This window comes from Fluoribacter dumoffii NY 23 (assembly GCF_000236165.1).
Taxonomy (GTDB): domain Bacteria; phylum Pseudomonadota; class Gammaproteobacteria; order Legionellales; family Legionellaceae; genus Legionella; species Legionella dumoffii.
Genome location: NZ_CM001373.1, coordinates 1,029,820 through 1,055,763, shown reverse-complemented (window position 1 = coordinate 1,055,763; position 25,944 = coordinate 1,029,820). Strand labels below are relative to the sequence as shown.

The following is a 25,944-nucleotide window of genomic DNA, read 5'->3' as shown; positions in this document are numbered from 1 at the left end:
TGTATACTTCCATTACATTAAAAAAAATGACAAGAACATGAGTAAAAATTGGTTGGCTGTGGCTTCGGCTGAGCATGTGCGCTTAAGTAAAAAAATGGGAATAATGCAAGTTTGCAATGGTAAACTTGCGCCGTTAAAGCGAATTACCCCCAATGACTTTATCATTTACTATTCACCAACAGATACTTTCAAAGGAAAGGACAAGCTGCAATCATTTACAGCGATAGGGATTGTTAAACCTGATGAACCTTATCAAGTAGTAATGGATAATTTTTTTCGTCCTTTTAGACGAAATGTCCAATGGGCAAGGGCGCGGGAAATTCCCATTGCACCCCTTTGTGATGAGCTTGAGCTTACCTGGAACAAAAAGGGCTGGGGATATCAATTGCGTTATGGCTTAATTTCCCTTAGCGACCACGACAAATCAATTATTGCAACAGCCATGCGGGCTCAATGGCTCAAACCAGAAGGAGAAATAATGATTCACATTACACCGCAACTTATCAAAGTAAACGCCTTTACAGTTATGGGATACAGTGAACGGACTAAAAATTCCGTTGAGTTTGATCCCCAAACAGCAAAATTAGCTCAATTGTGGAAAAAGTTTTATTCAGCACAAATACCGGGCCATAAACCAGATTCACCAGTGTATGGGGTTTATTCTGGTTATGAATCAGATCATAACGGTTTTTATACAGTAATTGCAGGAGTAGAAATTTCTCTTGGAGGGGAGCTTGTTGGTTTTGAGACGGTAGGTGTGAAAGAAGGAGATTATCTGGTTTTTAAAAACTCAGGTTCCATGCCTCAAGCAATTATCGAAACATGGCAAGCAATTTGGCACTATTTTGATAATAAATCAGATTTTTCCAGAACCTATGAGACCGATTTTGAAATGTACATAGGGCAGGGACAATGTGCGGTCTATATTGGGGTAAAAAGGTGACGTCCCTAATGGACTTAAAGGCTTAATACAGTCTAATTAAATTCGCGATAGTAGGAATGGGTGGCATAATTTAAAATTTCCCTATCCCCACTACTGTCGCCATATGCATAAAGTTTTTGTGGGTTGTCAATGCATTCCAGTACGCGCCTTAGTTTTTCGGGGCCATTACAGCTTTTACCTCGTAATGTCCCTGTAGCTTTACCTTGATGATCAAAATCAATTTGTGTGGAAACGATTTGGTTAAATCCATTATTCTTACCCCAATAATCGACATAGATGTTGTAAGCAGCAGTAGCCAGTATACAATAATGTCCTTGCTCCAGGTGCCAATTCAGCCGTTGCATCGCTGTTTTTTTAATGAGGCGGGGCACTATTGAATCAGCAAAAATTTGCCCGCTTTGATAAAGAAATTCTTGAGATAAATCTTTAAAAAAGTGTTTCACGATAATATTATTCAAACTATCAACATCGATTATCCGAAATTGATAGGCTACTGCTTGAGGGATTTTTTGTAAAAATTTCCAGAAAAATTTTTTTTCACTAATGAATTTTAAATAAGGAATAGTAGTATTCCTGTAGGTAATGGTGCCATCAAAATCAAAAATGGCGACAGTTTCCACTTCTTTTATCAGCTTTTTCATAGGAGGAGCCATCAAATCCATTAGAGTAATTATTATTAATTTTAGTAAACTCAACAAAAAGAACCACTATTGAATTTAAATAAAAGTGTAAAATCAATGAAACCTAGTCATTTATTAAAAGTAATTCTAGCCAGTGCCTCGCCCAGGCGTTTACAAATATTAAAAGAGCATGGATTGGCTGCAGTAGTTATGCCTGCCAATATCGAAGAAATTCAACAAAAAGATGAGGCAGCTAAAAACTATGTAACCCGCCTGGCAAGAGAAAAAGCCCAAGCTGTTTTTTCACAAATCGAAGAAGGGACAGCAGATATAATAATCGCAGCAGATACAACTGTTTCTTATCAGAATCATATTTTGGAAAAACCACGTGACTATGCGGATGCATATAGAATGTTAAGTATGCTTAGTGGCAAATCACACGAAGTCCATACTGGCTATGCTCTAATTTTTTTACAAAGCCAACAATGGTGGATTGATTGTGTGACAACCCATATTACATTTCATTCACTGACTGAGCAGCAAATAAAAAGTTATATTGAGTCAGGAGATCCTTTTGATAAAGCAGGAGGGTATGGAATTCAGAATGTGCATGAGACGTTTATCAAAGAAATACAAGGATCTTTTTACAATGTTATGGGGTTACCCATTGATGAGATACTGGAAAAAATTTCTCTTATTGGTTCTATAGGTTGTTAAGTCCAGGCTAATAAAAAATTTCACTTAGCCCCTAATGCACAAATAAGACTTTAGTAGCTTTAAATAACGCGCCCAAGATAAATCCTTTACAAATGTTATTTGATTTCACTTAGGCGCGATGATTAATTCTAAAAAACATGATTAGGCAATCGTTCGTACAATACCTCCATCAACCCTGATTGCGGCTCCGTTTGTGGCGGAGGATAATGGACTGCATAAAAAAACGACCATATTGGCAATTTCTTCAGGAGTAGTAAATCTTTTGATGAGAGAGGAGGGACGTAGGCTTTCAAAAATCTCGTCCTCTATTTGTTGTGGTGTTTTATTTTGTTCTTTTCCCAGATCCGTTACAAATTGATTTACCCCCTCGCTGCGGGTAGGGCCAGGCAGGATTGAGTTTACGGTAACCTGTGTTCCCGATGTATTTTCAGCAATACCGCGGGCGATTGCAAGTTGTGCAGTTTTACTCATTCCATAATGCACCATTTCCTTTGGAATTTGTAATCCTGATTCACTGGAAATAAAAATGATTCTGCCCCAATTCTGTTTTAGCATAGGAGCCAAATAGTGGCGGCTTAAGCGAACCCCGCTCATTACGTTTACTTCAAACACTTGCAACCACTCCTCATCAGTGATGTCCATAAAAGATTTCGGATTATAAATACCGGCGTTGTTAACAAGAATATCAACGGTAGGAATTTGCTGAAACAATGCTTCTACTTCATTTTTTTTACTTAGGTCAGCAGGTGCTGCAATCAAATGAGCCTCGGGATTTTTCTCTTTTATATGTTGAATTGACTCAGCTACTCTCTCCTGAGTTCGTCCATTAATGATTACAGTTGCACCCTCATCAGCTAAAATGCGTGCTATTGCAAAACCTATTCCTGCAGTTGAGCCAGTGACCAAAGCAGTTTTATTTTTGAGTTTAAGATCCATAATTTATTTCCCTATAATCAATTTTGTTAACCAAGTGAAGAAACCCATTTGCATTTTAATCAAATGGGTTAGAGTATCAATCGTTTTTTTCTAACGGTCACGAATGTTGGCAAATACCTTAAGGTATAGTTGGGAGCGTGCTGCTATTGTCCTCTCCATTCTCTAGCTCTTCAGTTTGTTGTTTTATGCTTTGCCCGTCCGGATTACCCTGAATTCCTTTTTGGGGATCCTCTGGGGGACTTAGCTGATTTTTCATGTAGTCCATTGTCCGTTGTAATGCTGCTCGCGAATCAGACTCCCATCCTGCTTTAAATGTGGCCCAGCCACTGGAGAGTATGTCTACTTTACCTCGAGTTAAAGCATACACAATAGCACCCGCAAAGCTTTTCATTAAACCACCTAAAATATGTAGCCCCGGATAAATAGAGAGTTTATTATGAAGCTCTTTGTAACGCTCGCAATTATGAGCCAAGTCTTCTTTCGATAACTGATCACGATTTAATGCCATAGAAGTTGTTCTTATAGCTGTTTCCAGTAGCAATCGTTTCCCACTCACTCCCTGCGATGTTTGGTTTTGAATCTCAGTTATAACATCGAGTCCTTGTTTAACGAGTAAATCTTCGGGATTTTCTCGGTGTTTCTCCTCAAGTTCCCTTTTGCATTCACCTACACGCCTCTCTAACAAACCTTTAACCCGTTCATGAGGACAATTTAAGTCTCTCCATTCGATTAGCCATTGTTGACCAGACTCTTTTTTTAATGATTCATAATTTTTATTAACGTATGCATCAACAGCATTCCAGATGAGGTTTAAATGATGGTTCATCCCGCGGCCTTTCACCATGGTTGGGGCAGCATGTAACGCCTGATCGAATTCTTCGCGGGTCATAGGAATTTTTACTTTACCTTCTTCTTTGGTAAATGATTTAATTAAATTGTAATAAGCAGATGCAACTCCGCCTCGATCAATGGCATCTTTACATGAAAAGTTAATACTTTTGGGTGTTAATGAGTCAATGATGTAATTTGTGAGTTGATATTTTATAAAATGAAACCAGACTGCTTGGCGCTCGGCATCGGATAGTTCCTTTTTATCTGAATACCCTAATTCCTCAAAACTCTTTTCGAGTAAATCGTTTAGGATTCGAGATTCCACCTCCGGTGAGAACCTACCATTTTTATCACCAAATATTTTCGTACGAACCCTTTCACTGATGTGAAAATCTTTTAGTTCAAAAGGAGGGGAAAAACCTCCATTTTCGGTGATAAATTTCTTAACATGCTCATTATTAAGACGAATTGGAGTGGATCCAAATGGATTAATGCTCGCAATGTTCCTATCAAATTGAGAGAAATCCTTTATATTTACTTCTTTTGCCTCAGCATTTGTTTGGACATAAAATAGTTTTTTACTTTGACCATTATCGAGGTATATATAGTTTCCCTTATACACCGTAAGATCTTTTGGTAATTCTCGCATCAAATGAAGATCTGGGAGTTCCTGCGCAATCCGTAAAAAATCATTTTTTACGTCATTGATTTTATGCTTGGAAGCAGTGCTCTCATAGGCATGTTGACTCATTATTCCCTTATCAGCAGGAAGAGTAATTACCGCTATATTTTTATGGCCTGTTTCAGATCCATCTTCATGCAGTTGGTACTCAAGTCCTTCCAATTGTTCTGTTAATGCTTTTTCTTTCTTTCCTTCCATGTCCTCCCTATCACGACCTAATAAATTAAAATAAATGTGTGTAATGGGATCATCATCGATTTCTTCTGTCGTTCCTTGAGCCTTAGCTTGCTTTCGTTGAACCTCATCTCTTTGGGCTTCAACCCTTAAAAAGCGTTCAAATAGAGGGCTTACTCGTGCGTTACCTTCATGACGTTGCCCCTGAGTTCCGAAACGATATTCAATAGGACCGTCTTGATTTGATCCGTAATGACGTATTGTTGATAAACTGGTTCCATGTTGTGATTTATACGTATCTGAGAGGAATGCGGAAACTTTTCTCACTGTAGTTTCTTCATCAGCTGGAGAGTAAGATTCACGGTTTATTGATTCTCCTTTATCTTTCACATGGCGGGAAATTGCTCCTTTAATACCTGGTGAGCTGGGAGTATGCCGACGTGTAATTTCTTTAATATTCGCAAATGTGTCTTCTAAAATGTGATTGTCATTTGCATAAAGTGAATAAATAAACTCATCCAATGCCTCGACTTCTTCTTCAAGACGCCTCACTTTATATTTAAGGGCTTCATCAGAGAAAGAATGGCCTCCATTCAAATTTATTAAATCTTTAACTTGCGTATTAGTGAGAAATAATTGATTACTGTCTTCTTGTTTATGCACCCTGATATAGTCATCAATTATGGAAAAATCATTAATATTTACCTCTTTAGGTTGCCCATTTCCCTGAATAAAATAGAGTTTTTTGCCTTCACTATCATTACAATATATATAGCTCCATTTGTATTGGGTCAAATCTTCAGGTAATTCCGACATTAAATGAAGGCCACATCCTTGTTTGTTATTAATTTCAGCTAAGGAGGGTAAAATGTTGCCTTTTATTCTTTTAATGGTTCTTCTGTTGAATTTCTCAATTTCTGAGAGTTCACCCCACTCCTTTTCGGGAGTTTTCAGGTATTCTTTGATGTCTTCGGCGTCTTGATGCATTTTCTGTCTAGGAACATCATAAATCTTGGTGATATTTTCCTCGAGGTGACCAAAAAATTTTGAGTACAAATCGGCATAGGGATAACTGAGATCATAAGGGATGTGGCCGCCATTTGAGGTAATCAATGATTCAACCTGTCCATCATCAAGCCGTAACTGCTTTGCATTTTTATTATTTATATCTTTAAGGTTTTGAATAAATAAAGAAAAATCTTTAATTTTAACTTCTTCAGCTTTCCCATTTGATTGAATAAAATAGAGCTTTCGACCTTCGTCATTATCGCAATATACATAACCCCCTTTATAGCTTGTGAGATCATCAGGTAATTCGTTCACAATATGGAGTTCGTGGTTGTGCAATGAGGTGAGGGCTGAAGCAATATCAGGGGGAAAACGATTTAATTCCAATAGGGAATTGGGCAACTTAACATTTCTTAAATAATTAAAGCAGTTTTTATTATGCAGCTTGTCACTAGTTATTAGTTCATCAGTTTTTTCATTGGGATTAGACACAATATATTCTCAATAGTTACAGTCTACATAGTAATTTTAGCTCTAAACGTGAGTTCTGGGGAGTTTCTTTTGTAAAAATTTGGTTTTTATTTACAAAAAGGATACAAAAACGTTGCTTCATGCTTGTTATAATACATATTAGTAATATAAGAGTTAGGTATATTTTGAAATTGCTTTATTGTAGACAACTCAATTTTACCTTGTAATTTTATAGTAAATATCATTTGTTTTGCTTTTTCAGACGCAATCCATTTCATGATGAGAGCATAGGCACGATCGGGATAACATGCTACATCGGATAACACCCAATCATAATGGTGCTCTGATTTGAGAGGATCTATCGCAAAAGCACTTTGCTGTACGTAAGTGATGTTTGGTCGTTTTGCTATTTCAGGATCTAATGAAGCTTTATCAACCGCAGTCACCGATGCTCCTAATGATTGCATGACGTACGTCCATCCCCCTGGAGAAGCCCCCAGGTCCAGATCCTTATCTCCGGGTTTGGGATATTTCCCCAGTAAGGTTAGCGCTTCCCATAGTTTTAGATAAGCCCGATTAGGGGGATTTGTTTTATCTTCAATAAATAAGCATTTTCCTTGCGGCCATTTTTTTTGGCGGGTGGCACTATAAACCATTGTATTTTTATCCAATAAACCAAAAACACCGACTGAGGGAATTTCACATTCAAAAGGAAAGTGGCGGGCAAGCTGAGGGAGATGGCGTAATTGCTCTTCAATTAACCGGGAGCGTCTTATATGCGAAATAGGGTGCAAATACCAGAACTTTCCAGCCTGACGTAGAATCCTCACCCCTTCGGAAATGGATTGAAAAGTAACCACCTGAGGATCCATCCAAATATCTTGTGCAAAACAGACGTCAAGATTTTTATGGGGGGAGCAGACTAAATCTTCTCCGATATATGTACCCTCTCCCAGTTCTTCAGAAAGTATTGAGCGAAATTCGGGTTTAATGACATAAATTGCGGCAATTTTGTTTTCCATGCGGTGAACCTAAAGAATAGTTTAAAAACTTCGCTATCTTACCATTATGAGTTTAGGAAATGAGTAGCCTGAGTTAAATATTGCAGAATGGAGACAAAAAAGGGGTAAAGTACTCATTCAAAATACAAATGTCAAAATTGATAATTTTAACCTTCAAGATATGCCATAATGCTCCCTTGTCAAAGGCCTAAAGCTGCGCCAAATTGTTCAATAGCAGAGATAAAACTGCAAAATGTTCATTACTTTTGTAGCAGGGGTCGTGTGGAATAACCACCAAATATGAAGTTGAGTGCATCAGAATTCATGAAGGCAAAATGGCCTATAGTTTAAATGAAGACCATTATTGCTAATAAGCAAAAAACCATAGGGTGTCATTTATGTATATTCAGCTAAGTCAAGAAAATATTTTTTATGAAGAATATGGGGAAGGCAAGAATATTTTTTTGCTGCTTCATAATGCTGGTGGAAACCGTAGATTTTTTGACTATCAAATTGACATACTGAAAAACATTTGTAGAGTTATAGCCATAGACTTGCCTGGGCATGGTAAAAGTAGTGCAAATCTTCCAACCTATTCTATAAAAGAATATGCAGATGTTATCATACAATTCTGTTCAAAATTAGGCATTGAGAAAATCAATATTATCGGTTTGAATAACGGGGCAAACATAGCTGTTGAAATTGCCAATTTAAATACCTCCCTGGTGAAAAATTTAATACTTATCGATCCACCTCTTTTTATGAATGAGCATTTCATTGGTGAAATTAAAACATTCATTACTCAATTAAGTAACTCAACCCTAAACGAGTTTATTGAGACCCTGTCATTCAATTCGTTTATCAAGGGTACTGAAAAAACCAAAAAAATTGCGGAAGCTGCTTTTAAAGCAGCTTCCCCAAATATTCTCGCATCAATTTTTAGTGACTTAATCGAATGGGATAAAACTGCTTTAAAAAAGATAGCGAATCTTACAATACCAGTACTTTGTATAATAACAGATGAACATCATTGTGCATTCAACAAACTTCAATCATGCAATAATAAGATAGAAATTGGAAAAGTGGTTTACTCACGATGCTGGGCGACACTAGAAGTACCTGAACAAGTAAATCCCATGATCCTGAGATTTCTTGAAATACAGGGTTTCAATCAGAATTAACATTTTTGGTGGTTATTCCACACGCCCCCTAGTAATGGGTTCATGAGAAACTGAAAATAAATTGGCGAATCACATATTTAATTCGGTCTCTTTTAAAACTGAAGATAAAAGAGTAGGGAGATAAATTGGAAGAGGGGATTAAATCGTTGATGAAAAAGACACAAGGTCTTTTTCATCAACTTCGATTATTTAACATAAACTGTGCTTGCTGCAGGGCCATCGTTACTTTTTGCTTCAACAAAAGTAACTCGTTCACCAACTTCTAACTTGCTAAAATCATAATCAATTACACTTTTACTGGTAAAGCGAAGTCTTCTTCCATCAAGGGTCTCAATAAACCCATAATCAGCAAGAGGTGCTATTTCGCGGATCCGTCCTTCAGGTGGTAGTTCATGATATTTCACTTCCCCACGTTGCTTGTCAGCATATTTTTTTATTTGACGTGTCATGGCAAGGAACGCATCTCTGATTGCGACATAGACGTCCTCATGAGCATGATTATCTGCTAGATCACGATTTGCTACTAACTCTGCATTGGGAACGATAATATCAATTCGAACATGATAAATTTTACCTTTATAATGATGTCGATGTGTTTCTATACATACTTTACAACTCATGATACGGTCAAAATACTTTCCTAGTTTTTCAGCGTGGTTACGTACATTACTTTCAAGAGATCGAGAGCGCCTTAGATTGTTGAAAATTATTTGTATAGGAAAATGTACTGAATTGTTCATTGCTTGCTCCTTATCACATACATCAAAATCGTTTAATTAACACTATGTTCTCTGTTTCGCTTCTTTTTTTTGTTGAAGCTTAATCACATCAACAACCTGGATCATTGTCTCAGTCAAAATTTCTATAAAATCATCTAAGGTAATAATGCCTATGAGCGTATTGTCTTCCTTGATAACAGGTAAGCGGCGGATTTTTTTGGAATGCATTACTTCCAGAGCATCAAAAAGGCTGTCCTTTTCAAAAACACTAAAAAAAGGCTCTGTAAGTATATCGCGGACTAATAATGATTCAGGTGTAACTCCTGCTGCCATGACTTCAACAACTAAATCACGGTCGGTAACTATGCCTATGGGCACCTTTTTGTTGTCAGTTTCTTCAACCAAAACCAGGTCTCCAACATGATAGGAGCGCATGAGTTCTGCAGCTTTTTTTACAGATTCATTGCTGTTGATAACAACTACATCCCGGTTACAGTATTCGCCAACTCTCATAGAGGTCTCCCCAGTACTAGTTGTTTTAGTCTTTGCTTGTAAAATAAAGTGTTTTTTATGGAAAACCCTTTAAATTCACTATTCTTCAACTACGAATTGACCGCAGGATAATTAATGTTATATCTCTATTCTAAGTATAGTATATAAAAAACAGATACGGCTGGGTCCCTGCTTTTGCTCAAACTGAAATAGAGGGTGTATAAGAATGATTCTGAGTAAAGTGGGAAGAGAACAAGCGTAAATTAATGAGTAAAAACAATAAGCTTATCAATAGAGAAAGGAATAAATTAATTTTGAATGCAACCAGGGTAAACAAAACTAAAATAGAGCGTGAAAGTTCAATAAACAGAATCTTTTGTTTACCATTGGCAACTGCTCCAAGTATATACAGGGTAAATAATATAAATGCGCCAATAAGCCAGGAGTTCAGTGAGTTTAATTTGAATATAAATGAAAGGTAGGCATACAGGGCAATGGCAAGTGCAGTATTAAACAGTAAATATAATTTAGGGGAATTGAAATTTTTTTGGGGGACAGCCTGTTTTGAAACGGTTTGACCTTCTTGTTGAAGGCGGTTCATTATCCATTCAGGCGGCATAAAAAAAGCACGAACAACATCCACTTTATTTTTCAGATTTTTTCCATAGTACATAACATCCTTAATTACTTTGATATTCGCATAAAAAGGGTTCCAGGAGTCAAGAGGCTCAGTAACGCCATATTCAGCAGGGGTTTCTTCCGGTTCGAAAGTACCAAACAGTTTGTCCCATATAATTAAACTTCCGGCATAGTTTTTATCGATATACTGCGGGTTTTTACCATGATGTACCCTATGGTGGGAAGGAGTATTGAATATTATTTCAAACCATCCCATTTTATTGATGGACTGAGTATGTATCCAAAACTGATAAATAGTATTGCATGAAGAAACTATCACAAACATCCAGGTTGGAAATCCAATTAATGCCAGCGGGAGATAAAACACCCAGGATGTCAAAGTCTGCCAATACCCCTGTCTTAAAGCAACGGATAAATTATAATGTTCGCTTTGATGGTGTACTGAATGGCCAATCCAGAAAAAAACACACCTGTGGCTCGTTCGATGATACCAGTAATAGCAAAAATCAACGCTGAGCCAAAGTAAAATCCAGGAAGAAACTAAGTTGGGCTTAATATGAAAAAACGCAAAATGCTCATATAAATAATAATAACTGAAAATTACCAGTCCTCTGACGGGTAATGCTGCAATTTCTTCGAAAATACCAGCACTGAAATTATTTATTGAATCATTGAGTTGATAAATTCCTGATTTTTTATGATAAGTTAGAAAAAACTCTAAGCCAATCAGGACTAGAAACACAGGGGCAGCAAAAACAGTTAAATTAATTTCCATATCAATCCCATATCTTTTAAGGCCAAGATAAATTTATTTTCTATATAATTACAACATAACTACGAATACTAATCTTAGTTTATCTGGGAAAAGAGCTTAAAGAATTACGAAGTTCGGAGCAAAAAATATCAATCTCTGTTTCGGTATTGTAATAATGTATTGAGGCTCGCACCAAGGCGGGTAAATTTCTTTTTACCATATCAAGTCGGGCGTACTCTTGCAATGAAATTGAAATATTAATTTTTTTACTGGCAAGATATTGTTGAATTTCCTGATGTTTTTTTCCTGGTAAGCTTATACGCTTACTTTTTCATCCATTGTTGAATTTAAAAACTGCATGTATTCAGTTTCATATCCTAAGTAGGCAGGCAGACGGGCAACAGAATTGATGTTGTATTTAATAGGAATTTCCTGGGTAACCTCATCTTCTGCTTTAGGATTAATAAAACAATAATCAATGCCAAAATTTCTTGCGCCATAACCATCGTTAATAATTGAATCACCTACCATTAATACCGAATGCTTGTTGATTGACTTTTTGTGTTTATTAGCAAGTTCTTGCAGGGCAATCTTAAAAATTTCACTATTTGGTTTGGAAACCCCCACTTCATCAGAAACAATATAACAGTCAAACCAGTTACTTAAGTTAAGCCGACGTTGTTTTTTACCCTGCACTTTAACAAAACCATTGGTAATAATCCCTAAAATATGTCCTTTTTTATGTAAAAACTCTACGGCAGTTTTAACTTTTGGGAGCCATCGAGTATGCAAGCATATATTTATATCATATTCTTCTGCTATCTCTTCTGCAGAAGAAGTGCTTGATATCATTTGATTTAAGCGTATAAACCGTAAAACCCTTACTTCACTTGGCATGAGCGCGTTTGTTGTAGCTCCTACTTGCGCCCATAAACGAGTATTAATTTCTATGTATAGGCGCTCAAAAAAAGACCGGTCAATGAATGAATAATATTTTTCATAAATAGACTTTAGTCCCATTTGTTGGGAATAAGCAAAATCAATAAGTGTATCGTCTAAATCAAATAAGATAACTTGATAAGGCATTTGTGAATCCTGTTATTCATCCTACATCCAAAGATGTAAATACCAGTTCACTATACTATGTCCCCAAAATATAGAAATTAAGCCACTAATGCATAAAAAAGGACCAAATGGAATCGTGGTATCTTTGGATTTACTTTGAACATGTAAATACAATAAGCCAATAATTGTACCACTAATTGAAGAAAGGAGGAGAATAAGGGGTAAGAAAATCCAACCCAACCAGGCTCCAAAGGCAGCAAATAATTTGAAATCACCATGGCCCATTCCTATCTTACCCGTAAATAAATAAAATATTTTTATAAACAACCACAATCCTATATAGGCTCCTGCTGCACTCAAAACAGATTCTGGTAAAGGGGTAAAAATATTTTCGGTATTGGCAATAAGTCCTACCCATAACAAGCTCAAAGTCAGACTGTCGGGTAATATTTGGTGGTCCAGGTCAATAAAAAATAAACAAATCAGGATCCAGATAGCGATTAAAACAAAAAGGAGTGCTATGGTAAATCCGAAATGCCAGCTTGCATAGAGTGAAAGGAGCATGGTCCCCAGTTCAATTAAGGGGTAGCGAACGGAAATAGGGCTTTTGCAACGATAACAGCGTCCACGTAGGAATAAATAGCTTAGAATAGGGATATTTTGCCATGCTTTGACCATTGCTTTGCAGGAAGGACAAAATGATCGTGGAAAAAATAAATTGATTGGTTGTTGTTCCTCTTCCTCAATTCCAGCCAATTCATTATATTGTTGCTTGCACTCCCTTTCCAACATAATGGGCAAGCGGTAGATAATTACATTAAGCAAACTACCTACTGCAAGGGAAAAGAGGGCAACTACAACATACATAAACCAGGTATGGTTGGCAATTAAGTCATCTATCATTGAGTGATCCCAAATAAAGTGTAACCCGGATAACAGGGCACCAAGAAATATCGAGCGGTACCTTAAATTGCAGACCCCAGCTTAAAGATGGGTAAATACATAGCCACAACAAGCCCACCTACCAAGACTCCCAATATTGTCATAATAACGGGCTCTAATAAACTACTTAGTGAGTCTACTGCATTATCTACATCTTCTTCATAAAAATCAGCTACCTTGCTTAACATTTTTTCCAAAGCACCGGACTCTTCTCCAATGGCGACCATCTGGATAACCATGTTGGGGAATAATTGGGTATTTTCCATTGCCTTATTCATTTGTTGCCCGGTAGATACTTCCTCTCTGATTCGATCGGTAGCTTGGGCGAAAATAATATTGCCAGTAGCCCCTGCAACCGATTTAAGTGCCTCAACCAAAGGTAAGCCTGCAGCAAAAGTAATGGACAACGTCCTTGAAAATCGGGCTATCGCCGCTTTTTCAATAATGGGTCCAATTACCGGAATTTTTAACAAAGTCCTATCCACATTTTGTGCAAATTGTGGGGAATGCTTTTCTGTATAAATAAAAGCATAAACACCGCCGCCCAAGGCACCAAAAATTATATACCAATAGGATTGGAAGAATTTGGACATACTTACTACCGCTTGAGTCATAGCGGGTAAATCTGCGCCAAACCCTTTAAAAAGGGCTTCGAATTGGGGGACAACAAAAATCAATAAGCCTGTGGTAACAATAAAAGCAACCACCATAACAGCAATAGGGTAAGTCATGGCTTTTTTTATTTTCTTTTTAATGGTTTCAATTTTTTCCTTATAAGTGGCAATTTTATCCAACATGATGTCAAGAGCACCTGCCTTTTCTCCCGCTTCTACCAAATTACAGAATAACTCATTAAAATAGGCTGGATGTTTTTTCAATGCCTCCGAGAGAGTGAGCCCTGTTTCAACATCACGTTTAATAGTTTCAATTAATTCTTTAAGCCGTTTATTGGATTGTCCTTTGGCTACAATATCAAATGCCTGTATTAGAGGTATACCCGATTCAATCATGGTAGCTAATTGACGGCTGAAAACAGTAATATCGGCAGACTTTATTTTTTTACTTTTGAAATTGAGGATAGGTGCGCGTTTTTTAGCAATTTTGCTTACAATAATTCCTTGCCTTCTTAATTCTACTTTAGCTAAAGCAAGACTTCTTGCATCAATATCCCCGTTGATTTTTTGGCCGGCTTTATTCACGCCAGCGTATTGGAAAGTTAAAGTGGTATTTGCATTTTGTTTCATTTATCCGCCGTTAATCAACGGTTACCCGGTTGACTTCCTCTATGGTAGTGATACCTTGTCTTACCTTCTCAAGTCCAGATTGATAAACAGTAATCATCCCTTCTTCTTGGGCAACTCTTAAGAGATCCAGGGAGTTTCCCCCAGACATGATTACCTGGCCAAGCTTCTTTGTCATGGGCAATACCTCGAATAAACCAATTCTACCGCGGTATCCACTGGTGCATTTTGCACAACCAACGGCTTTATATAATTTGATTTCTTCGAGGTCTACTTCACTAAAACCCAATTCCAACAGTCCCGGTTTATTGAAATCATCCCGCAGAACTTTACAATGTTCACATAATTTCCGAGCTAAACGTTGGGCGATAATAAGTGTTACCGAACTGGCTACATTAAATGTGGCAATTCCCATATTGACCAAACGATTAAGTGTTTCCGCGGCACTGTTTGTGTGTAATGTCGAAAGGACCAAGTGTCCAGTTTGCGCGGCTTTCACAGCTATTTCAGCTGTTTCCAAATCCCGTATCTCCCCAACCATGATGATATCGGGGTCCTGGCGTAAAAAAGAGCGTAACGCATTAGAAAACGTTAATCCTGCTTTAGGATTTATATTAACCTGATTGATTCCTGGTACTTTAATCTCTACTGGGTCTTCAGCCGTAGAAATATTTACCTCCTTGGTATTTAGAATATTCAATGCCGTATACAACGTTACGGTTTTACCACTACCTGTTGGGCCGGTTACCAAAATCATCCCTTGAGGGCGCTCAATAGCATGTATAAAATGTTCCTGTTGAACAGGACTAAACCCTAAAGCTTCAATTCCCAGTTTTGCCGAACCTGGATCGAGAATACGCATTACCACTTTTTCACCGGAAGTAGTAGGGCAGGTGCTGACACGAAAATCAATGGATCTTATTTTGGAAATTCTCATCTTGAACCCACCATCCTGGGGTATTCGTCTTTCAGAAATATCCAAATTAGACATGATTTTTATACGAGCTGTTATTCGTGCAGCTAAACTACTTGGAGGTGTGGCAATTTCATGCAAAATCCCATCTTGGCGATAACGTATTCGATATTCTTTTTCATAGGGTTCAAAATGGATATCAGATGCACCTTGTTTTATGGCATCAAGAAGTATTTTATTAACGAATTTTACAATAGGCGCATCTTCAGTGATGGAAGTAGCAATAGCTGCATCGTGCTCCTCTTCCTCGTTAATAATAAGACCATCAAATTCGGCATTATCTCCAACAAACTCCGATAAACCCTGCGTTTCTTGTACCGAAAGCAAATGATCAATTAATGCACCAAGCTTATCTGCCTCAACCACAATTGCATGAGTATTAAGCCCTGTATGAAATTGTATTTCTTTTAAAGAAGCCTGCTTGCTGGGATCGTCTGTAGCTAGGTATAAATTATTACCTCTTGAAAGTATGGGGACCATTGAGTGGCGACGAATTAACTTTTCATTTACCAGATTACTGGGGAGCGAATCAATTTCAATAGAATCCAAATCAAGCATGGGAACACCAAAATTACGCGATGCAGTAAGTGCAATTTGTGTTGCTGATAAAATGTTATTTTTGACAAGGTATTGAACTAAAGAGATTTTTTCTGCAGCAGCCTGCTTGCTGAACTCAACAGCTTGTGGTCTGTCTAGCAGCTTTTCTAGAACAAATAATTGTCCTATTCCATGCAGTTTAAATTCATCCGTTCCTAACATAGGTCTCGATTGGCTCGTAATAATATTAAATATAGTTAATCCATTTAATAAAAGCACGTGTTTCCTGTAACATTGTCTTTTATATCGTAGGGGTTGGACGAAAACGATGTGAAACAATTATTACTAAATTTCTTTTGTTTCGTTAAAAAAGAAAATTGATTGTATGTGTAGGAAACTCGTTGTATTGTAGTTTAATTCAGGATTAACTATTTTAAAAGGCATAATTTTGTTAATTGAACGACAATTAAAACAATATCGCGCCCTAAATAAATGGTTTCAATCACCTCTGGGTCTTTTTGCTGCACATGAATTTTTAGTTAATCTTGAATCTGAAGGTGATTATTTATTTGGTGAGACCTTACTGCAATTGGGAAATTGTGGGGACAATATCTGGTTAAAAAAATTTAAATACATCCATAAATGGATTGCCTCCCCTTTTTCCTTGCCAAATAAAGTCCAAATTGAATGTGCTTTGAACCATTTACCTCTGGACCGTAACAGCGTTGATTGCATTATTGTCCCTCTGACTCTTGAGCCTTTTGCCAATAGCTTTAGTTTGCTCGATGAAATCGATCGGGTCCTCAAACCCATGGGTTTTGTCATTTTCTTAAGTATTAACCCCTGGAGTTTTTGGGGCGGGGCATTAAAAATTGGGCTATTGCATTGTTACAGTGATCAAAAAGTTAAAATGAGAACTCCTTTTACTTTAAATCGAATCTTATTACAAAGAGGGTACAAGCAGTATTCTCTGAGTAATTTTTGTTATATCCCGCCTGTAAATAAGCCAGATCTAATCAAAAAATTTACATTTTTGGATGAAATAGGCAAGATGCTTTGGCCTTTTCCTTCGGGTTTTTATTGTTATATTGCCCAAAAGTACCAAGTTATTGAGCCCAACTTGCAATTGAAGCCCGAGGAGTCAGTAAAGGATTATCAGACACCTTTGCCAGCCACTTATTTTTCTTCCCCAAGCAGAAATTTATATCCTTCCGAAAAATTAAAAAAGGACATAATTTGTTAATGACTATTCTTTTCGCTTAAGGGTTGTGTCGAATGGAGTAGTGGGGCTTTTCATTTCAGTTAATACAGGTGATTCTTCTGCTATCGTAATAGAAGATTGATTTCTTTGAGCTACTGCATTATCGAATATTTTTAACCCATCCATCAGGGCTTCCTGGCTTGGGCTTCCAAAGGGTTCCTGACAGATATCTTCCTTTATTTCCTCATCTATTGTTTTTTTGCTTCCTTCATAAATTTGGCCGCTTCCAGAGCAAAACATGTAGTCGTCTTTAGCGGAAAATGCGGTGCCGTTTACAAATGAAACGCTAATCGGGGCCATCCCACCACAGCAAAATTGCTGATTATTCTGCGCTTCCTTTTCGTAAAACTTATTTTTCTCCTGGGCATTGCTAAAAGAAAGAATAGGGGGAAACTCCATGAGTAAGCCTGCCCGGTGTTTTTTAATGAGTTCATCTTTTTCTTGTTCGAGGCATTCTGATCTAAAATCATCAATCAAAGGGGATTTTTGTTGACCAGGAACCAGATTTTGATAATAGAGCATTTCATTTAACTGAATAGAATCATGTTCCTGTTTATTTTGCGACATATACTTTTCCTCGTTTAATACTTACATATACTTATCTTTTAAAGATTAGCAGTTATCAAATGAAATGCGAATTAACTCCTTTGTATTAATTTAATTTGAATAAGGTGCACTTATTTTTGTATACTTGCCTTGTCATAAGAACAGGTTAATTTTATGAATAAAAAAACAATATTCAGAATCACTTTTGTTAATCAGGAAGCCATTTATGAAATTTATGCGCGATCGGTTAAAGAAAGTGATATGTTTGGGTTTCTCGAGGTTGAAGAACTGGTGTTTGGTGAACAAACTGCACTGGTAGTTGACCCTTCTGAAGAACGATTAAAACATGAATTTAACGGGGTAAAACGTACTTTTATTCCCATGCATTCAATTTATCGTATTGATGAAGTTACAAAACAAGGAACAGCTAAAGTTAAAGATAATCCAGGCTATGGTAATAAAGTAAGTCCTTTTCCTGGTACAGGAAAAATTAAAGATTAAAACAAGTCGGTTCCCCGCACTGCACCCTATGTCCCGAGGATTCATATAATGACTATTCCAGATAAAATTAAAGAAGTTTACGAAAAATCTTCTTGCTTGTTTACTACAAATGAAGTTGAGGCTGCCCTTGATAGAATGGCGATAAATATACACAAGGAACTGCAAGACCAAAATCCAGTTCTTGTTTGTGTTATGGTCGGAGGGTTGGTTCTTTTGGGTAATTTATTACCGCGTTTGGACTTTCCATTAGAGGTAGATTACGTTCATGCAACCCGTTATCAAGGAGAAACAAGAGGCGGAGAAATTTTTTGGAAAGTAAAGCCATCCTCCAATTTAAAAGGAAGAACTGTTCTTGTTGTCGATGATATTCTAGATGGTGGAGTTACATTGGCAGCGATAATTGATGAAATAAAAAACCTTGGCGCAGAAAAAGTATACAGTGCTGTTTTAGTTGATAAATACAGAAAACGCGTTATAAATGGCCTGCAAAATGCTGATTTCGTAGGTTTGCAAGTTGAAGATCATTATATATTCGGTTATGGAATGGATTATAACGAGTACCTGAGAAATGCCCCGGGTATTTTTGTTGTGCATCCTGAGCATGAATAACTATATATTGAACTGCAAACCCCTTCCAATTGTTGACGCGGGCTCGCTCAGGGCTCGTGGTCAAGCATAATCCTCTCGATTTTCTTCAAATAAGTATTAAAAATCAACTATACTCTTCTTTTAGAAATCAGGGCAATTAATTTCCAATTACGCGTTTCATTGATGTTCAAACAGCAAGGGAGCTAAAATGCGATCTGTAGTGGTTACCGGTGTTTCCTCTGGAATTGGATTTGCTCTGTCTAAAGAGCTGGTTGCCCATAACATTAGGGTTTTTGGAAGTGTCCGTAATGTAAATGACGCAGCCAGGGTAGGTGCGGAACTCGGACCGCTTTTTGTTCCTCTTATATTTGATATCACTGATGAAAATGCAGTTAAAGATGCGGTACAAAGAGTACGGGAGCAATTACAGGGGGAAATGCTTTGGGGTTTAGTTAATAATGCCGGTATCGCTGTTGTAGGTCCTTTGATGGAAACCTCGCTTGATGAGATTCGTCGTCAATTAGAGGTGAATGTTATTGGTCAAATTCAAGTAACCCAGGCTTTCCTGCCTTTACTGGGTGCAGATGGGACATTAACAGGAAATCCAGGGAAAATCATTAATATTGGTTCTGTATCAGGAAAAATATGCCGGCCTTTTTTTGGTCCCTATTCTATTTCAAAATACGGCATCGAGGCCTTTTCGGACACGTTGCGTATTGAATTGATGATTTTTGGCATTGACGTAGTCCTTATTAGACCGGGGATGATTGACACTCCCATCTGGTTTAAAAATGAAATGCAAACCAATGAGGAAATGTTTAATCAATCAGTCTATGCGAAGTCCCTGCATATATTAAAACGTTATATCAATTCTAAAGTAACCAAATCAGCTTTACCCGCAAGAAAAGTCGGAGTGCTTGCATATAAAATTTTATCTAATCCCCACCCCAAAACCACATATGTCCTGGTTCCCCACTATTTTTCAGATTGGATAGTTCCGAGGATATTACCCAAGCGTTTTTTAAATAAAAAAATAGCCAAAGGCCTTGGTTTTTTAAAAAGAAATTAAATGATGAATTTAGGTTCGTTAATAATTCCAGTCACCCACGGGTGTTTCTGAATATTGGTTTTTAACATATTTTTCAATTAGGCCATCAAAATCGTTGTTATGCTTTTGCAGGTATTTTTCTTGCCAAATACTTCCATTTTGTTTTTTATCCAGTCTTGTTTTAATTATATCCAAGTAGAAATGAACATCAACGGAATTTATTCCCAAGTCTTGAAGCCCTTTAACAGCAAGGGGGAATAGAGTTTTTAAAAGAGTATTCGTTTGAATTTGATGATTATTCCAATGTAATGTCGCATCCAAACCATGACGAGCTGCTGCATAAAAATTTTTTATGAGGGATTCATTAGAAACCAAAGTGTCTGGGAAAGGAGAGTTATTAGCAAGATAATAAGTAATTCCATAAAAGAAGGCAGCGTTTGCTATCATATCCACTACAGTGGGACCAGTGGATAAAATGCGGTTCTCTATTCGAAGATAGGGTTCATTTTCGTTATTAAATGCCAAAATCGGTCGGTTCCAACGAAAAATGCAGCTATTTTGACAACGAACATGAAACATATGATTTCTGGGTTCTTCATAAGCAGCAAGAGGTAATAAATAAGGAAAACCAATATTATTCAGGAAGATCGGGAACAAAGTGTCCTGAAAATAATGGGGCTCAAAAAATACTGTGTGTTTCAATGGAGATGGAAAAGTATAAAGTTGTTCGAAAATACCAATTCTTGTTTCACTCCATAAATTTTTCCCACAAAAGTATGAGGAGTTACTACTTAGAGCTAACAAAGGAGCTGATAAGAGTTGAATAATGTTAAAATAACGGGTTAATTGGTGCGGTGGAACCTGTAAATGAAGTTGCAAGGAACAGATCAATCCCTCCATAGCTAAAGATTCCGGATGAAATTGAAGGGTGTCTCTTTTTCCTTTCATATGAATACTTAAAGGCTTACCCTGACGGTATTGAGTTGCAACATCATTCATCAAGAGGAATAAATTTTCAGGAGTGCAATTAAGAAGTTTAAAAAAAGCAGGATCTGCTTGAGGTATAGAGCCAATAAGAGCCAGGTTGTGCTGGGTAGTACGTGCTACATTACAACATTCCTTCCATGTAGATAATACATTTCGATGCAAAAGCGATAAAAAATTATCTTGTAATGGGAAAACAGGAGTATTGATTTCCAATTGAGCAGTTCCAGCTTCCCTCACTACAGGTTGGCTTTTCAATTTATTGGTAAAAAATAGATTATGGGGAGACAATTGATACTTACTATCCAGAATTAAGAATTCGATTTCAGCTCCGGCATTTAATGTTTCAAATTTAAAATAATCTTTAGAAAACCATTGTTCTAACAGTTGGGTTTCAACGACTAAATATTTTTTAAATAGTTCTTTATCAATTTGATAGTTTTCTATTTTATTGATTTTCATTATTAGTCCTGATGACTCAAAGCTTTAGCAATAAAGTACTTAAATCCGCCTCAACCATAAAACTATGGTTTACCGGAATAATTTGCCATTTAAATCCGCTGGGAGATAATTTTTCAGAAGCAATTATTACATGCTCGTACGTGTGGTTCTCTGTTGATTGACCTGATTTAATATGATTTCCCAGTGAAAAATACATTGTTTCGGGAATGCAGCTGGAAGAAGTACAATAACGGAATGCCACAATATGTTTCCCATTTGTAATACAAATATTAAATTGACAAATCCCTTTGCTGTGATGGTTTTTAACCAATCCATCAATTATATCTAGGGTTTCTAACAAAATACTGTGTATTTCAGTAGCTTTTCTTATTCTGTATTTTTTTGCAAGTTGCAAAAATAAAGCAAAGATTAACTCAGAATCAGTGCTTCCTTTAATCCAGTTATAAATATCATCGTCTAATAAATTATGAACTTGACGCTTAATATTCTTAAAATAGGGAATCCAGCCATTGTGCATAAATAACCAATTTTTATATATAAAAGGATGGCAATTAAACTGAGAAATACCGCCTGTACTTGCTGCACGAATATGGGCAAAAAAAAGTCGAGCCCTGGTTTTCCTTGCAATGTACGATAGATTTTGATCGTTCCAGGCAGGAAAAAGGGAGGTGAATAAAGCCGGGGTTTTATCGAACGGGGTATACCAGCCCACTCCAAAGCCATCCCCGTTAGTTGGAGTACGTGATTCCCGGGCAAGAAGACTTTGTTTTATAAGCGAGTTGTTAGGCCTTACTAACAGATTAGCTAATAATAAATTTTCTTTCCCTATGTAAGCTACGAATCGACACATAATTATTGTCCTTATCCAAAGTGAAACGATTCATATCATTGTAATTTTAGGAGGAGAAAAATAAGTTGTCCAAAAAAAATCTAAAATTTAGGCTCCCCGGTATTGGTGAAATCAGGTTAAATCATGAGACTTTGATTGCTTACCTGCCTGCCACAGAAGTTATAGAAACCCAATGCATAACTGAATCAGTCTCAGTTATCAACTATAACAGCAACTTTGTTCTTCATCCTTGACTACGGTTATGGAATTCGGAGTTTTGTCTCCAAAAAACATGTGTTGACGGGGAAGAGGGGATTCAGGACTCCTCTTCCCTAATCCCTTTTTTGCCATATTCCTCACATCATCGGTTAGTGCATACGTACTTAAAAACTCTAAATGGCCAAGCATTAATTGCTGTCTTTTGGAATCAAATTTCTCCCAGCCATTAAATTTTTCTGTCACAATGGAAGCTAGTGTTGGGTTAATTTTTTCCAATTTTAGGATAACATCGACAATTAATTGATAGCCTTTTCCTGAGGCCGCATGAAACCCATAGGGATTTTTGATAAATGTCCCTAATAATGCATACACTTTGTTAGGGTTTGACAAATCAAAAGCAGGGTGTGCCATTAACTGCTCTAATAAAGTCACCACCTGCGATGTGTGCGCCGCTGTTTGGAGGTTAAACCAATAATTGAGTGCTCCGGGATCATCTTGCCAGTAATCGTAAAATTGTTTGAGCAGTTTGTTGGATTGGTTACAGTTATTGTTCAATAATAAACTGAGTGCAGAAATGCAATCGGTCATGTTTTTACCCAAAGAGTTATTGAATTGCTCCCGTAGGAAAATTTCAGTTTCTTCAGGTTGGACTAAAAGTAAATAAGAATGGCACACTTGTTTCAGGCGTCGTAAACCAGCAGCAAGTATATTAAATGATTTAAAGGGTGAAATTTGGGATACGGGTAATTTATCCAGATTAGCTTTCAACAGTAATATATCTTCTTTCAATTCTTTAGCAATCTGATATTCAATAAGTTTCCGTGCCTCTGCTATTTTATCGAAATCCTGATTTTGGAGATTAGTGTATAAAATTTCCTCACTAGGTATCGCCATTATTTCAGCGAGTAACCAATAATTTAAAGAGCTATTGACTTCATTAAATAGACCCCGATATGCCGCAAAAAATTCTGGGGTGAATACAAGAGACTTACCTAAGCAATAATCCATTACCATCTGAGTAATTAGTTTATTTGCTGCTTCGTAGCGATTGTAGAGATTAGAGTCATGTTGCATTAAGAGAAGTAATTGCTCTGGACTGTATCCATAATCAAATTCAACAGGAGCAGAAAAGCTGCGGAATAAAGAAGGAGTAGGATGAGAGTGAACGCCTTCGAAAAGAATTTCCATTTCTGGTTTATCCACAATTATTGTGGTATCTCCTTGAATTTCCTTTCCATTTTTATCAAGCAACCCAAGAACTACTGGAATAGGTCTGGATTTACCCTCCTTAGTTTTAAATTTTAATGTATAACACCTTGTTTTGTGATCATAGGCATCTGTAACGATTACTTGAGGAATACCAGATTCTGTAAACCAGTTTAAGAAAGGATACAAGTCTTTTCCTGTAGAGTTACTTAGTGATTCTAATACATCCTCTAATGTTACAGCTCCACCATCATTCTCTTTTAAAAAACGAGCCATTCCCTCATAGAATGATTTCTCACCTATATAAATCATCATCATTCGAAAAATATCTGCGCTTTTTTCATAAGCAGCAGGAGTGTAGAGACTTCTAACGTTAGTATAAGTCTCTTGTCGTGGGGCACGTTCATCTAAATTTTTTCCATCCAGAAGCCTGATTAAATCAGTTCCAAATAAACGTTCACGAAACATTGCTGCTCGAAAAGTGGTTAACCCTTCTTTAAATGGCAGATTAAACCACTCACGGATGGTTACTCGATCACCTGACCAATAATGCAAAAACTCATGCGCAACAACTTCCATAACACGTAAAAAATCAGCATCAGATCGGGTTTCAGGAGTTGCAAACAGATTTGCAGTATTAAATAAATTTAAACCAGTTGGTTCGGAAGCTCCCGATGCATACTTATCGACACCGGCAACCATATGTTGTGGTAAATCACACTCCAGATTACAAATATCTTCTTCCCAGCGCATGGTTTCTTTTAAAACTTCTTTAGCAAAATCACATTTTGCTGTTGCTGCGGGAGGGAGATAAAATTCAATGGGCAGCTGCCGGTTAGAACGAGTTTTGAAATAGGTAACTGATTTTTGAAGTTTTCCAGCAACCAAAGCAAACAAGTAACTGGGCTTGGGAACATTATCCAGCCAGGTTACGCTGTGAAGTCCATTTTTGAAATCCTTTTGTTCGATGAGAGATCCATTAGAAAGTAATACAGGATAGGCTTCTTTTTTAGCAATAATTGTGGTTTTATAAGTAGCAAGATTATCAGGGCGATCATGACAATAAAGGACCCGTCGAAGTCCTTCTGTTTCAGCCTTAACTAAAATTGTTCCTTCTGTTTCGTATAAGCCAAACAAATCGGTGTTTTCACCTAGACGAGTTGTAGTTTCCAGTGTAAATGCACGATTTTGAGGGATATTTCTGATGATTAAAGAATCCTTTGTTATTTCATATTCGCTCTTGGATAACTTGTTCCCATCAAGGAAAATAGATTCAAGAATCATATTTTCACCATCTAATTCGAGATCATTTGGGCGAGAAGTAGATTTGGGATTAGGTGCAATAATTAATATTGCTCTTGCCTGAAACGGTTTTTTTGAAAGATCAATCTCTAAGTCGACGTGTTTTACAAAATAATCAAGGATTTTGTAATCACTTAATCTAAATATCCCTGAGTGGTTTTTCATGAAAACTCCCTAATTCATGTCAGATTAGGGAGCAACAATATAAGATTGAACAATTTATTTCAACAGAAAGATGCCTAACTGGAAAGGGTGGTTGTTTCATACAGAGATTCCTCTACATTCAGATTCTCTTGGGTACTTTGGGTTAAACCACTTGAATGGTGTAATGGATGTTTCCTGTGAATAAAGGGATTCTGTTCTGCATTCCAGGGAATAAAAGCAGTCATATCATTGAAGTAGCAAAGTTTGGCTTCGGCAATTTTCAAGGGGAATAGCGTTTGTTTAATAATAACATTAAGTTCTTTGATAATCTCTGCTTGAAGTTGGGCTGATTCTTCATGGGATATTGATTTATTAGGGCGAGAATAGGCTAAAGTGATATGAAAAATTGGGGGAATTGTATGTTCAATATTTAATGCTTCTGCAGTTTCTTCTATTTGGGCTGCATGATCTTTAGGTAACGTTACATTAAGGGAAATGCACCTGCCCACAAAAACTTCCATTCTTTCAATGGAAGGATAAATAGGGAACTTTTGAAGTGTTTGTTTTATTTTTTTGAAATGGGGTAAATTCGTAGAAATAAATTGATCCCATATGTCTCCTACTTGCTGTTCCGTTTCCAAACTCATTGTGGTCATGTGATAACTGTCGGCAGGCAGGGGAGAATAATAATGGGTAATAAAAGAGTTACTCTGTAACACCTTATAAATTGCCTCACAAAATTCCTTTTGTTCAGGGTAACAGGCTGAGACGACAGTTACCCCTGGAAATGGAGCATATTCCCCATATTGATCCACTTTACGTAATTGTGGAGAACGTTCATTTTTATTTTTAAGAGTAAACATTATCAAATAACCAAAATAAAAATTTAGCTTATATTATCATGAATTAAGAGTGACGCAAAAACGAG

Annotated in this window: 23 protein-coding genes; 7 read left to right on the top strand and 16 right to left on the bottom strand. The window is 36.9% G+C overall.

Annotated elements, in window-relative coordinates:
• Positions 1–37: 37 nt before the first annotated feature.
• Positions 38–943 carry an effector binding domain-containing protein gene (locus tag KYQ_RS04875; RefSeq protein WP_010653686.1) on the top strand — a complete coding sequence of 302 codons (906 nt, stop codon included), beginning with the start codon at positions 38–40 and terminating at the stop codon, positions 941–943.
• A 32-nt stretch (positions 944–975) separates the two neighbouring features.
• On the opposite strand, the gene KYQ_RS04870 is transcribed toward KYQ_RS04875, so the two are convergent.
• Complete coding sequence (locus KYQ_RS04870) at positions 976–1,584, bottom strand: HAD-IB family hydrolase (RefSeq protein ID WP_231294605.1); 609 nt, start codon at positions 1,582–1,584, stop codon at positions 976–978.
• A 96-nt stretch (positions 1,585–1,680) separates the two neighbouring features.
• Between KYQ_RS04870 and KYQ_RS04865 the strand changes: the two genes are divergently transcribed.
• Complete coding sequence (locus KYQ_RS04865) at positions 1,681–2,280, top strand: Maf family protein (protein WP_010653688.1); 600 nt, start codon at positions 1,681–1,683, stop codon at positions 2,278–2,280.
• Positions 2,281–2,421: 141 nt separating this feature from the next.
• Here the strand turns inward: KYQ_RS04865 and KYQ_RS04860 are convergent, their stop codons facing one another.
• The 3 genes from KYQ_RS04860 to KYQ_RS04850 all read right to left on the bottom strand — a co-directional run bounded on the left by KYQ_RS04860 (position 2,422) and on the right by KYQ_RS04850 (position 7,404).
• Positions 2,422–3,216 (bottom strand): SDR family NAD(P)-dependent oxidoreductase, encoded by a 795-nt coding sequence (locus KYQ_RS04860; protein WP_010653689.1) that lies wholly within the window; start codon positions 3,214–3,216, stop codon positions 2,422–2,424.
• A gap of 118 nt (positions 3,217–3,334) precedes the next feature.
• Positions 3,335–6,403: a hypothetical protein gene (locus tag KYQ_RS04855; RefSeq protein WP_010653690.1), complete on the bottom strand. Its 3,069-nt coding sequence runs from the start codon at positions 6,401–6,403 to the stop codon at positions 3,335–3,337.
• Positions 6,404–6,489: 86 nt separating this feature from the next.
• Positions 6,490–7,404, bottom strand: coding sequence for an SAM-dependent methyltransferase (locus KYQ_RS04850; protein WP_019349701.1), 915 nt, complete (start codon positions 7,402–7,404; stop codon positions 6,490–6,492).
• 377 nt (positions 7,405–7,781) lie between these two features.
• On the opposite strand from KYQ_RS04850, the gene KYQ_RS04845 reads away from it, so the two are divergent.
• Positions 7,782–8,564 (top strand): alpha/beta fold hydrolase, encoded by a 783-nt coding sequence (locus tag KYQ_RS04845; protein WP_010653692.1) that lies wholly within the window; start codon positions 7,782–7,784, stop codon positions 8,562–8,564.
• A gap of 185 nt (positions 8,565–8,749) precedes the next feature.
• On the opposite strand, the gene KYQ_RS04840 is transcribed toward KYQ_RS04845, so the two are convergent.
• The 7 genes from KYQ_RS04840 to pilB all read right to left on the bottom strand — a co-directional run bounded on the left by KYQ_RS04840 (position 8,750) and on the right by pilB (position 16,148).
• The gene (locus tag KYQ_RS04840; protein ID WP_010653693.1) at positions 8,750–9,304 is read right to left on the bottom strand and encodes an HPF/RaiA family ribosome-associated protein; all 555 of its coding nucleotides are present in this window, start codon (positions 9,302–9,304) and stop codon (positions 8,750–8,752) included.
• Between the two features lie 42 nt (positions 9,305–9,346).
• Entirely contained in the window at positions 9,347–9,796 is a 450-nt protein-coding gene (locus tag KYQ_RS04835; RefSeq protein WP_010653694.1) for a CBS domain-containing protein, read from the bottom strand.
• A 178-nt stretch (positions 9,797–9,974) separates the two neighbouring features.
• Positions 9,975–11,189, bottom strand: a complete 1,215-nt coding sequence (locus tag KYQ_RS04830) for a sterol desaturase family protein (protein ID WP_010653695.1) — start codon at positions 11,187–11,189, stop codon at positions 9,975–9,977.
• A 294-nt stretch (positions 11,190–11,483) separates the two neighbouring features.
• The gene (locus KYQ_RS04825) at positions 11,484–12,254 is read right to left on the bottom strand and encodes an HAD family hydrolase (protein WP_010653696.1); all 771 of its coding nucleotides are present in this window, start codon (positions 12,252–12,254) and stop codon (positions 11,484–11,486) included.
• A 21-nt stretch (positions 12,255–12,275) separates the two neighbouring features.
• Positions 12,276–13,136: a prepilin peptidase gene (locus KYQ_RS04820; RefSeq protein WP_010653697.1), complete on the bottom strand. Its 861-nt coding sequence runs from the start codon at positions 13,134–13,136 to the stop codon at positions 12,276–12,278.
• 62 nt (positions 13,137–13,198) lie between these two features.
• Positions 13,199–14,419, bottom strand: a complete 1,221-nt coding sequence (locus tag KYQ_RS04815) for a type II secretion system F family protein (RefSeq protein WP_010653698.1) — start codon at positions 14,417–14,419, stop codon at positions 13,199–13,201.
• A gap of 10 nt (positions 14,420–14,429) precedes the next feature.
• A complete protein-coding gene (pilB, locus tag KYQ_RS04810; RefSeq protein WP_029488991.1) occupies positions 14,430–16,148 on the bottom strand; it encodes a type IV-A pilus assembly ATPase PilB in 1,719 nt (572 codons plus the stop codon).
• A 226-nt stretch (positions 16,149–16,374) separates the two neighbouring features.
• Here pilB and KYQ_RS04805 point away from each other — a divergent pair, with 226 nt between their 5' ends.
• Complete coding sequence (locus tag KYQ_RS04805; protein ID WP_010653700.1) at positions 16,375–17,169, top strand: methyltransferase domain-containing protein; 795 nt, start codon at positions 16,375–16,377, stop codon at positions 17,167–17,169.
• Positions 17,170–17,172: 3 nt separating this feature from the next.
• On the opposite strand, the gene KYQ_RS04800 is transcribed toward KYQ_RS04805, so the two are convergent.
• Positions 17,173–17,754 (bottom strand): hypothetical protein, encoded by a 582-nt coding sequence (locus KYQ_RS04800; RefSeq protein WP_010653701.1) that lies wholly within the window; start codon positions 17,752–17,754, stop codon positions 17,173–17,175.
• 153 nt (positions 17,755–17,907) lie between these two features.
• Here KYQ_RS04800 and KYQ_RS04795 point away from each other — a divergent pair, with 153 nt between their 5' ends.
• The 3 genes from KYQ_RS04795 to KYQ_RS04785 all read left to right on the top strand — a co-directional run bounded on the left by KYQ_RS04795 (position 17,908) and on the right by KYQ_RS04785 (position 19,891).
• Complete coding sequence (locus KYQ_RS04795; protein ID WP_010653702.1) at positions 17,908–18,234, top strand: DUF1820 family protein; 327 nt, start codon at positions 17,908–17,910, stop codon at positions 18,232–18,234.
• Between the two features lie 48 nt (positions 18,235–18,282).
• Positions 18,283–18,843 carry a hypoxanthine-guanine phosphoribosyltransferase gene (locus KYQ_RS04790; RefSeq protein ID WP_010653703.1) on the top strand — a complete coding sequence of 187 codons (561 nt, stop codon included), beginning with the start codon at positions 18,283–18,285 and terminating at the stop codon, positions 18,841–18,843.
• 187 nt (positions 18,844–19,030) lie between these two features.
• Positions 19,031–19,891: an SDR family NAD(P)-dependent oxidoreductase gene (locus tag KYQ_RS04785; RefSeq protein ID WP_010653704.1), complete on the top strand. Its 861-nt coding sequence runs from the start codon at positions 19,031–19,033 to the stop codon at positions 19,889–19,891.
• An 18-nt stretch (positions 19,892–19,909) separates the two neighbouring features.
• Here KYQ_RS04785 and KYQ_RS04780 read toward each other — a convergent pair whose 3' ends face one another.
• The 4 genes from KYQ_RS04780 to KYQ_RS04765 all read right to left on the bottom strand — a co-directional run bounded on the left by KYQ_RS04780 (position 19,910) and on the right by KYQ_RS04765 (position 25,879).
• Entirely contained in the window at positions 19,910–21,316 is a 1,407-nt protein-coding gene (locus KYQ_RS04780; RefSeq protein WP_010653705.1) for a glutamate-cysteine ligase family protein, read from the bottom strand.
• A 16-nt stretch (positions 21,317–21,332) separates the two neighbouring features.
• A complete protein-coding gene (locus tag KYQ_RS04775) occupies positions 21,333–22,166 on the bottom strand; it encodes a class II glutamine amidotransferase (protein ID WP_010653706.1) in 834 nt (277 codons plus the stop codon).
• Positions 22,167–22,364: 198 nt separating this feature from the next.
• Complete coding sequence (locus KYQ_RS04770) at positions 22,365–25,037, bottom strand: DUF3458 domain-containing protein (protein ID WP_010653707.1); 2,673 nt, start codon at positions 25,035–25,037, stop codon at positions 22,365–22,367.
• A gap of 74 nt (positions 25,038–25,111) precedes the next feature.
• The gene (locus tag KYQ_RS04765; protein WP_010653708.1) at positions 25,112–25,879 is read right to left on the bottom strand and encodes a DUF1868 domain-containing protein; all 768 of its coding nucleotides are present in this window, start codon (positions 25,877–25,879) and stop codon (positions 25,112–25,114) included.
• Positions 25,880–25,944: the final 65 nt, after the last annotated feature.

Excerpts from the sequence above, each read along its gene's own strand:
- KYQ_RS04780 (WP_010653705.1), bottom strand. The coding sequence starts at position 21,316 with ATGAAAATCAATAAAATAGAAAACTATCAAATTGATAAAGAACTATTT.
- KYQ_RS04825 (WP_010653696.1), bottom strand. The coding sequence starts at position 12,254 with ATGCCTTATCAAGTTATCTTATTTGATTTAGACGATACACTTATTGAT.
- KYQ_RS04865 (WP_010653688.1), top strand. The coding sequence starts at position 1,681 with ATGAAACCTAGTCATTTATTAAAAGTAATTCTAGCCAGTGCCTCGCCC.
- KYQ_RS04835 (WP_010653694.1), bottom strand. The coding sequence starts at position 9,796 with ATGAGAGTTGGCGAATACTGTAACCGGGATGTAGTTGTTATCAACAGC.
- KYQ_RS04870 (WP_231294605.1), bottom strand. The coding sequence starts at position 1,584 with ATGAAAAAGCTGATAAAAGAAGTGGAAACTGTCGCCATTTTTGATTTT.
- KYQ_RS04765 (WP_010653708.1), bottom strand. The coding sequence starts at position 25,879 with ATGTTTACTCTTAAAAATAAAAATGAACGTTCTCCACAATTACGTAAA.
- KYQ_RS04795 (WP_010653702.1), top strand. The coding sequence starts at position 17,908 with ATGAATAAAAAAACAATATTCAGAATCACTTTTGTTAATCAGGAAGCC.
- KYQ_RS04775 (WP_010653706.1), bottom strand. The coding sequence starts at position 22,166 with ATGTGTCGATTCGTAGCTTACATAGGGAAAGAAAATTTATTATTAGCT.
- KYQ_RS04770 (WP_010653707.1), bottom strand. The coding sequence starts at position 25,037 with ATGAAAAACCACTCAGGGATATTTAGATTAAGTGATTACAAAATCCTT.
- KYQ_RS04840 (WP_010653693.1), bottom strand. The coding sequence starts at position 9,304 with ATGAACAATTCAGTACATTTTCCTATACAAATAATTTTCAACAATCTA.
- pilB (WP_029488991.1), bottom strand. The coding sequence starts at position 16,148 with ATGTTAGGAACGGATGAATTTAAACTGCATGGAATAGGACAATTATTT.
- KYQ_RS04815 (WP_010653698.1), bottom strand. The coding sequence starts at position 14,419 with ATGAAACAAAATGCAAATACCACTTTAACTTTCCAATACGCTGGCGTG.
- KYQ_RS04860 (WP_010653689.1), bottom strand. The coding sequence starts at position 3,216 with ATGGATCTTAAACTCAAAAATAAAACTGCTTTGGTCACTGGCTCAACT.
- KYQ_RS04785 (WP_010653704.1), top strand. The coding sequence starts at position 19,031 with ATGCGATCTGTAGTGGTTACCGGTGTTTCCTCTGGAATTGGATTTGCT.
- KYQ_RS04850 (WP_019349701.1), bottom strand. The coding sequence starts at position 7,404 with ATGGAAAACAAAATTGCCGCAATTTATGTCATTAAACCCGAATTTCGC.
- KYQ_RS04875 (WP_010653686.1), top strand. The coding sequence starts at position 38 with ATGAGTAAAAATTGGTTGGCTGTGGCTTCGGCTGAGCATGTGCGCTTA.
- KYQ_RS04820 (WP_010653697.1), bottom strand. The coding sequence starts at position 13,136 with ATGATAGATGACTTAATTGCCAACCATACCTGGTTTATGTATGTTGTA.
- KYQ_RS04845 (WP_010653692.1), top strand. The coding sequence starts at position 7,782 with ATGTATATTCAGCTAAGTCAAGAAAATATTTTTTATGAAGAATATGGG.
- KYQ_RS04800 (WP_010653701.1), bottom strand. The coding sequence starts at position 17,754 with ATGTCGCAAAATAAACAGGAACATGATTCTATTCAGTTAAATGAAATG.
- KYQ_RS04830 (WP_010653695.1), bottom strand. The coding sequence starts at position 11,189 with ATGGAAATTAATTTAACTGTTTTTGCTGCCCCTGTGTTTCTAGTCCTG.
- KYQ_RS04790 (WP_010653703.1), top strand. The coding sequence starts at position 18,283 with ATGACTATTCCAGATAAAATTAAAGAAGTTTACGAAAAATCTTCTTGC.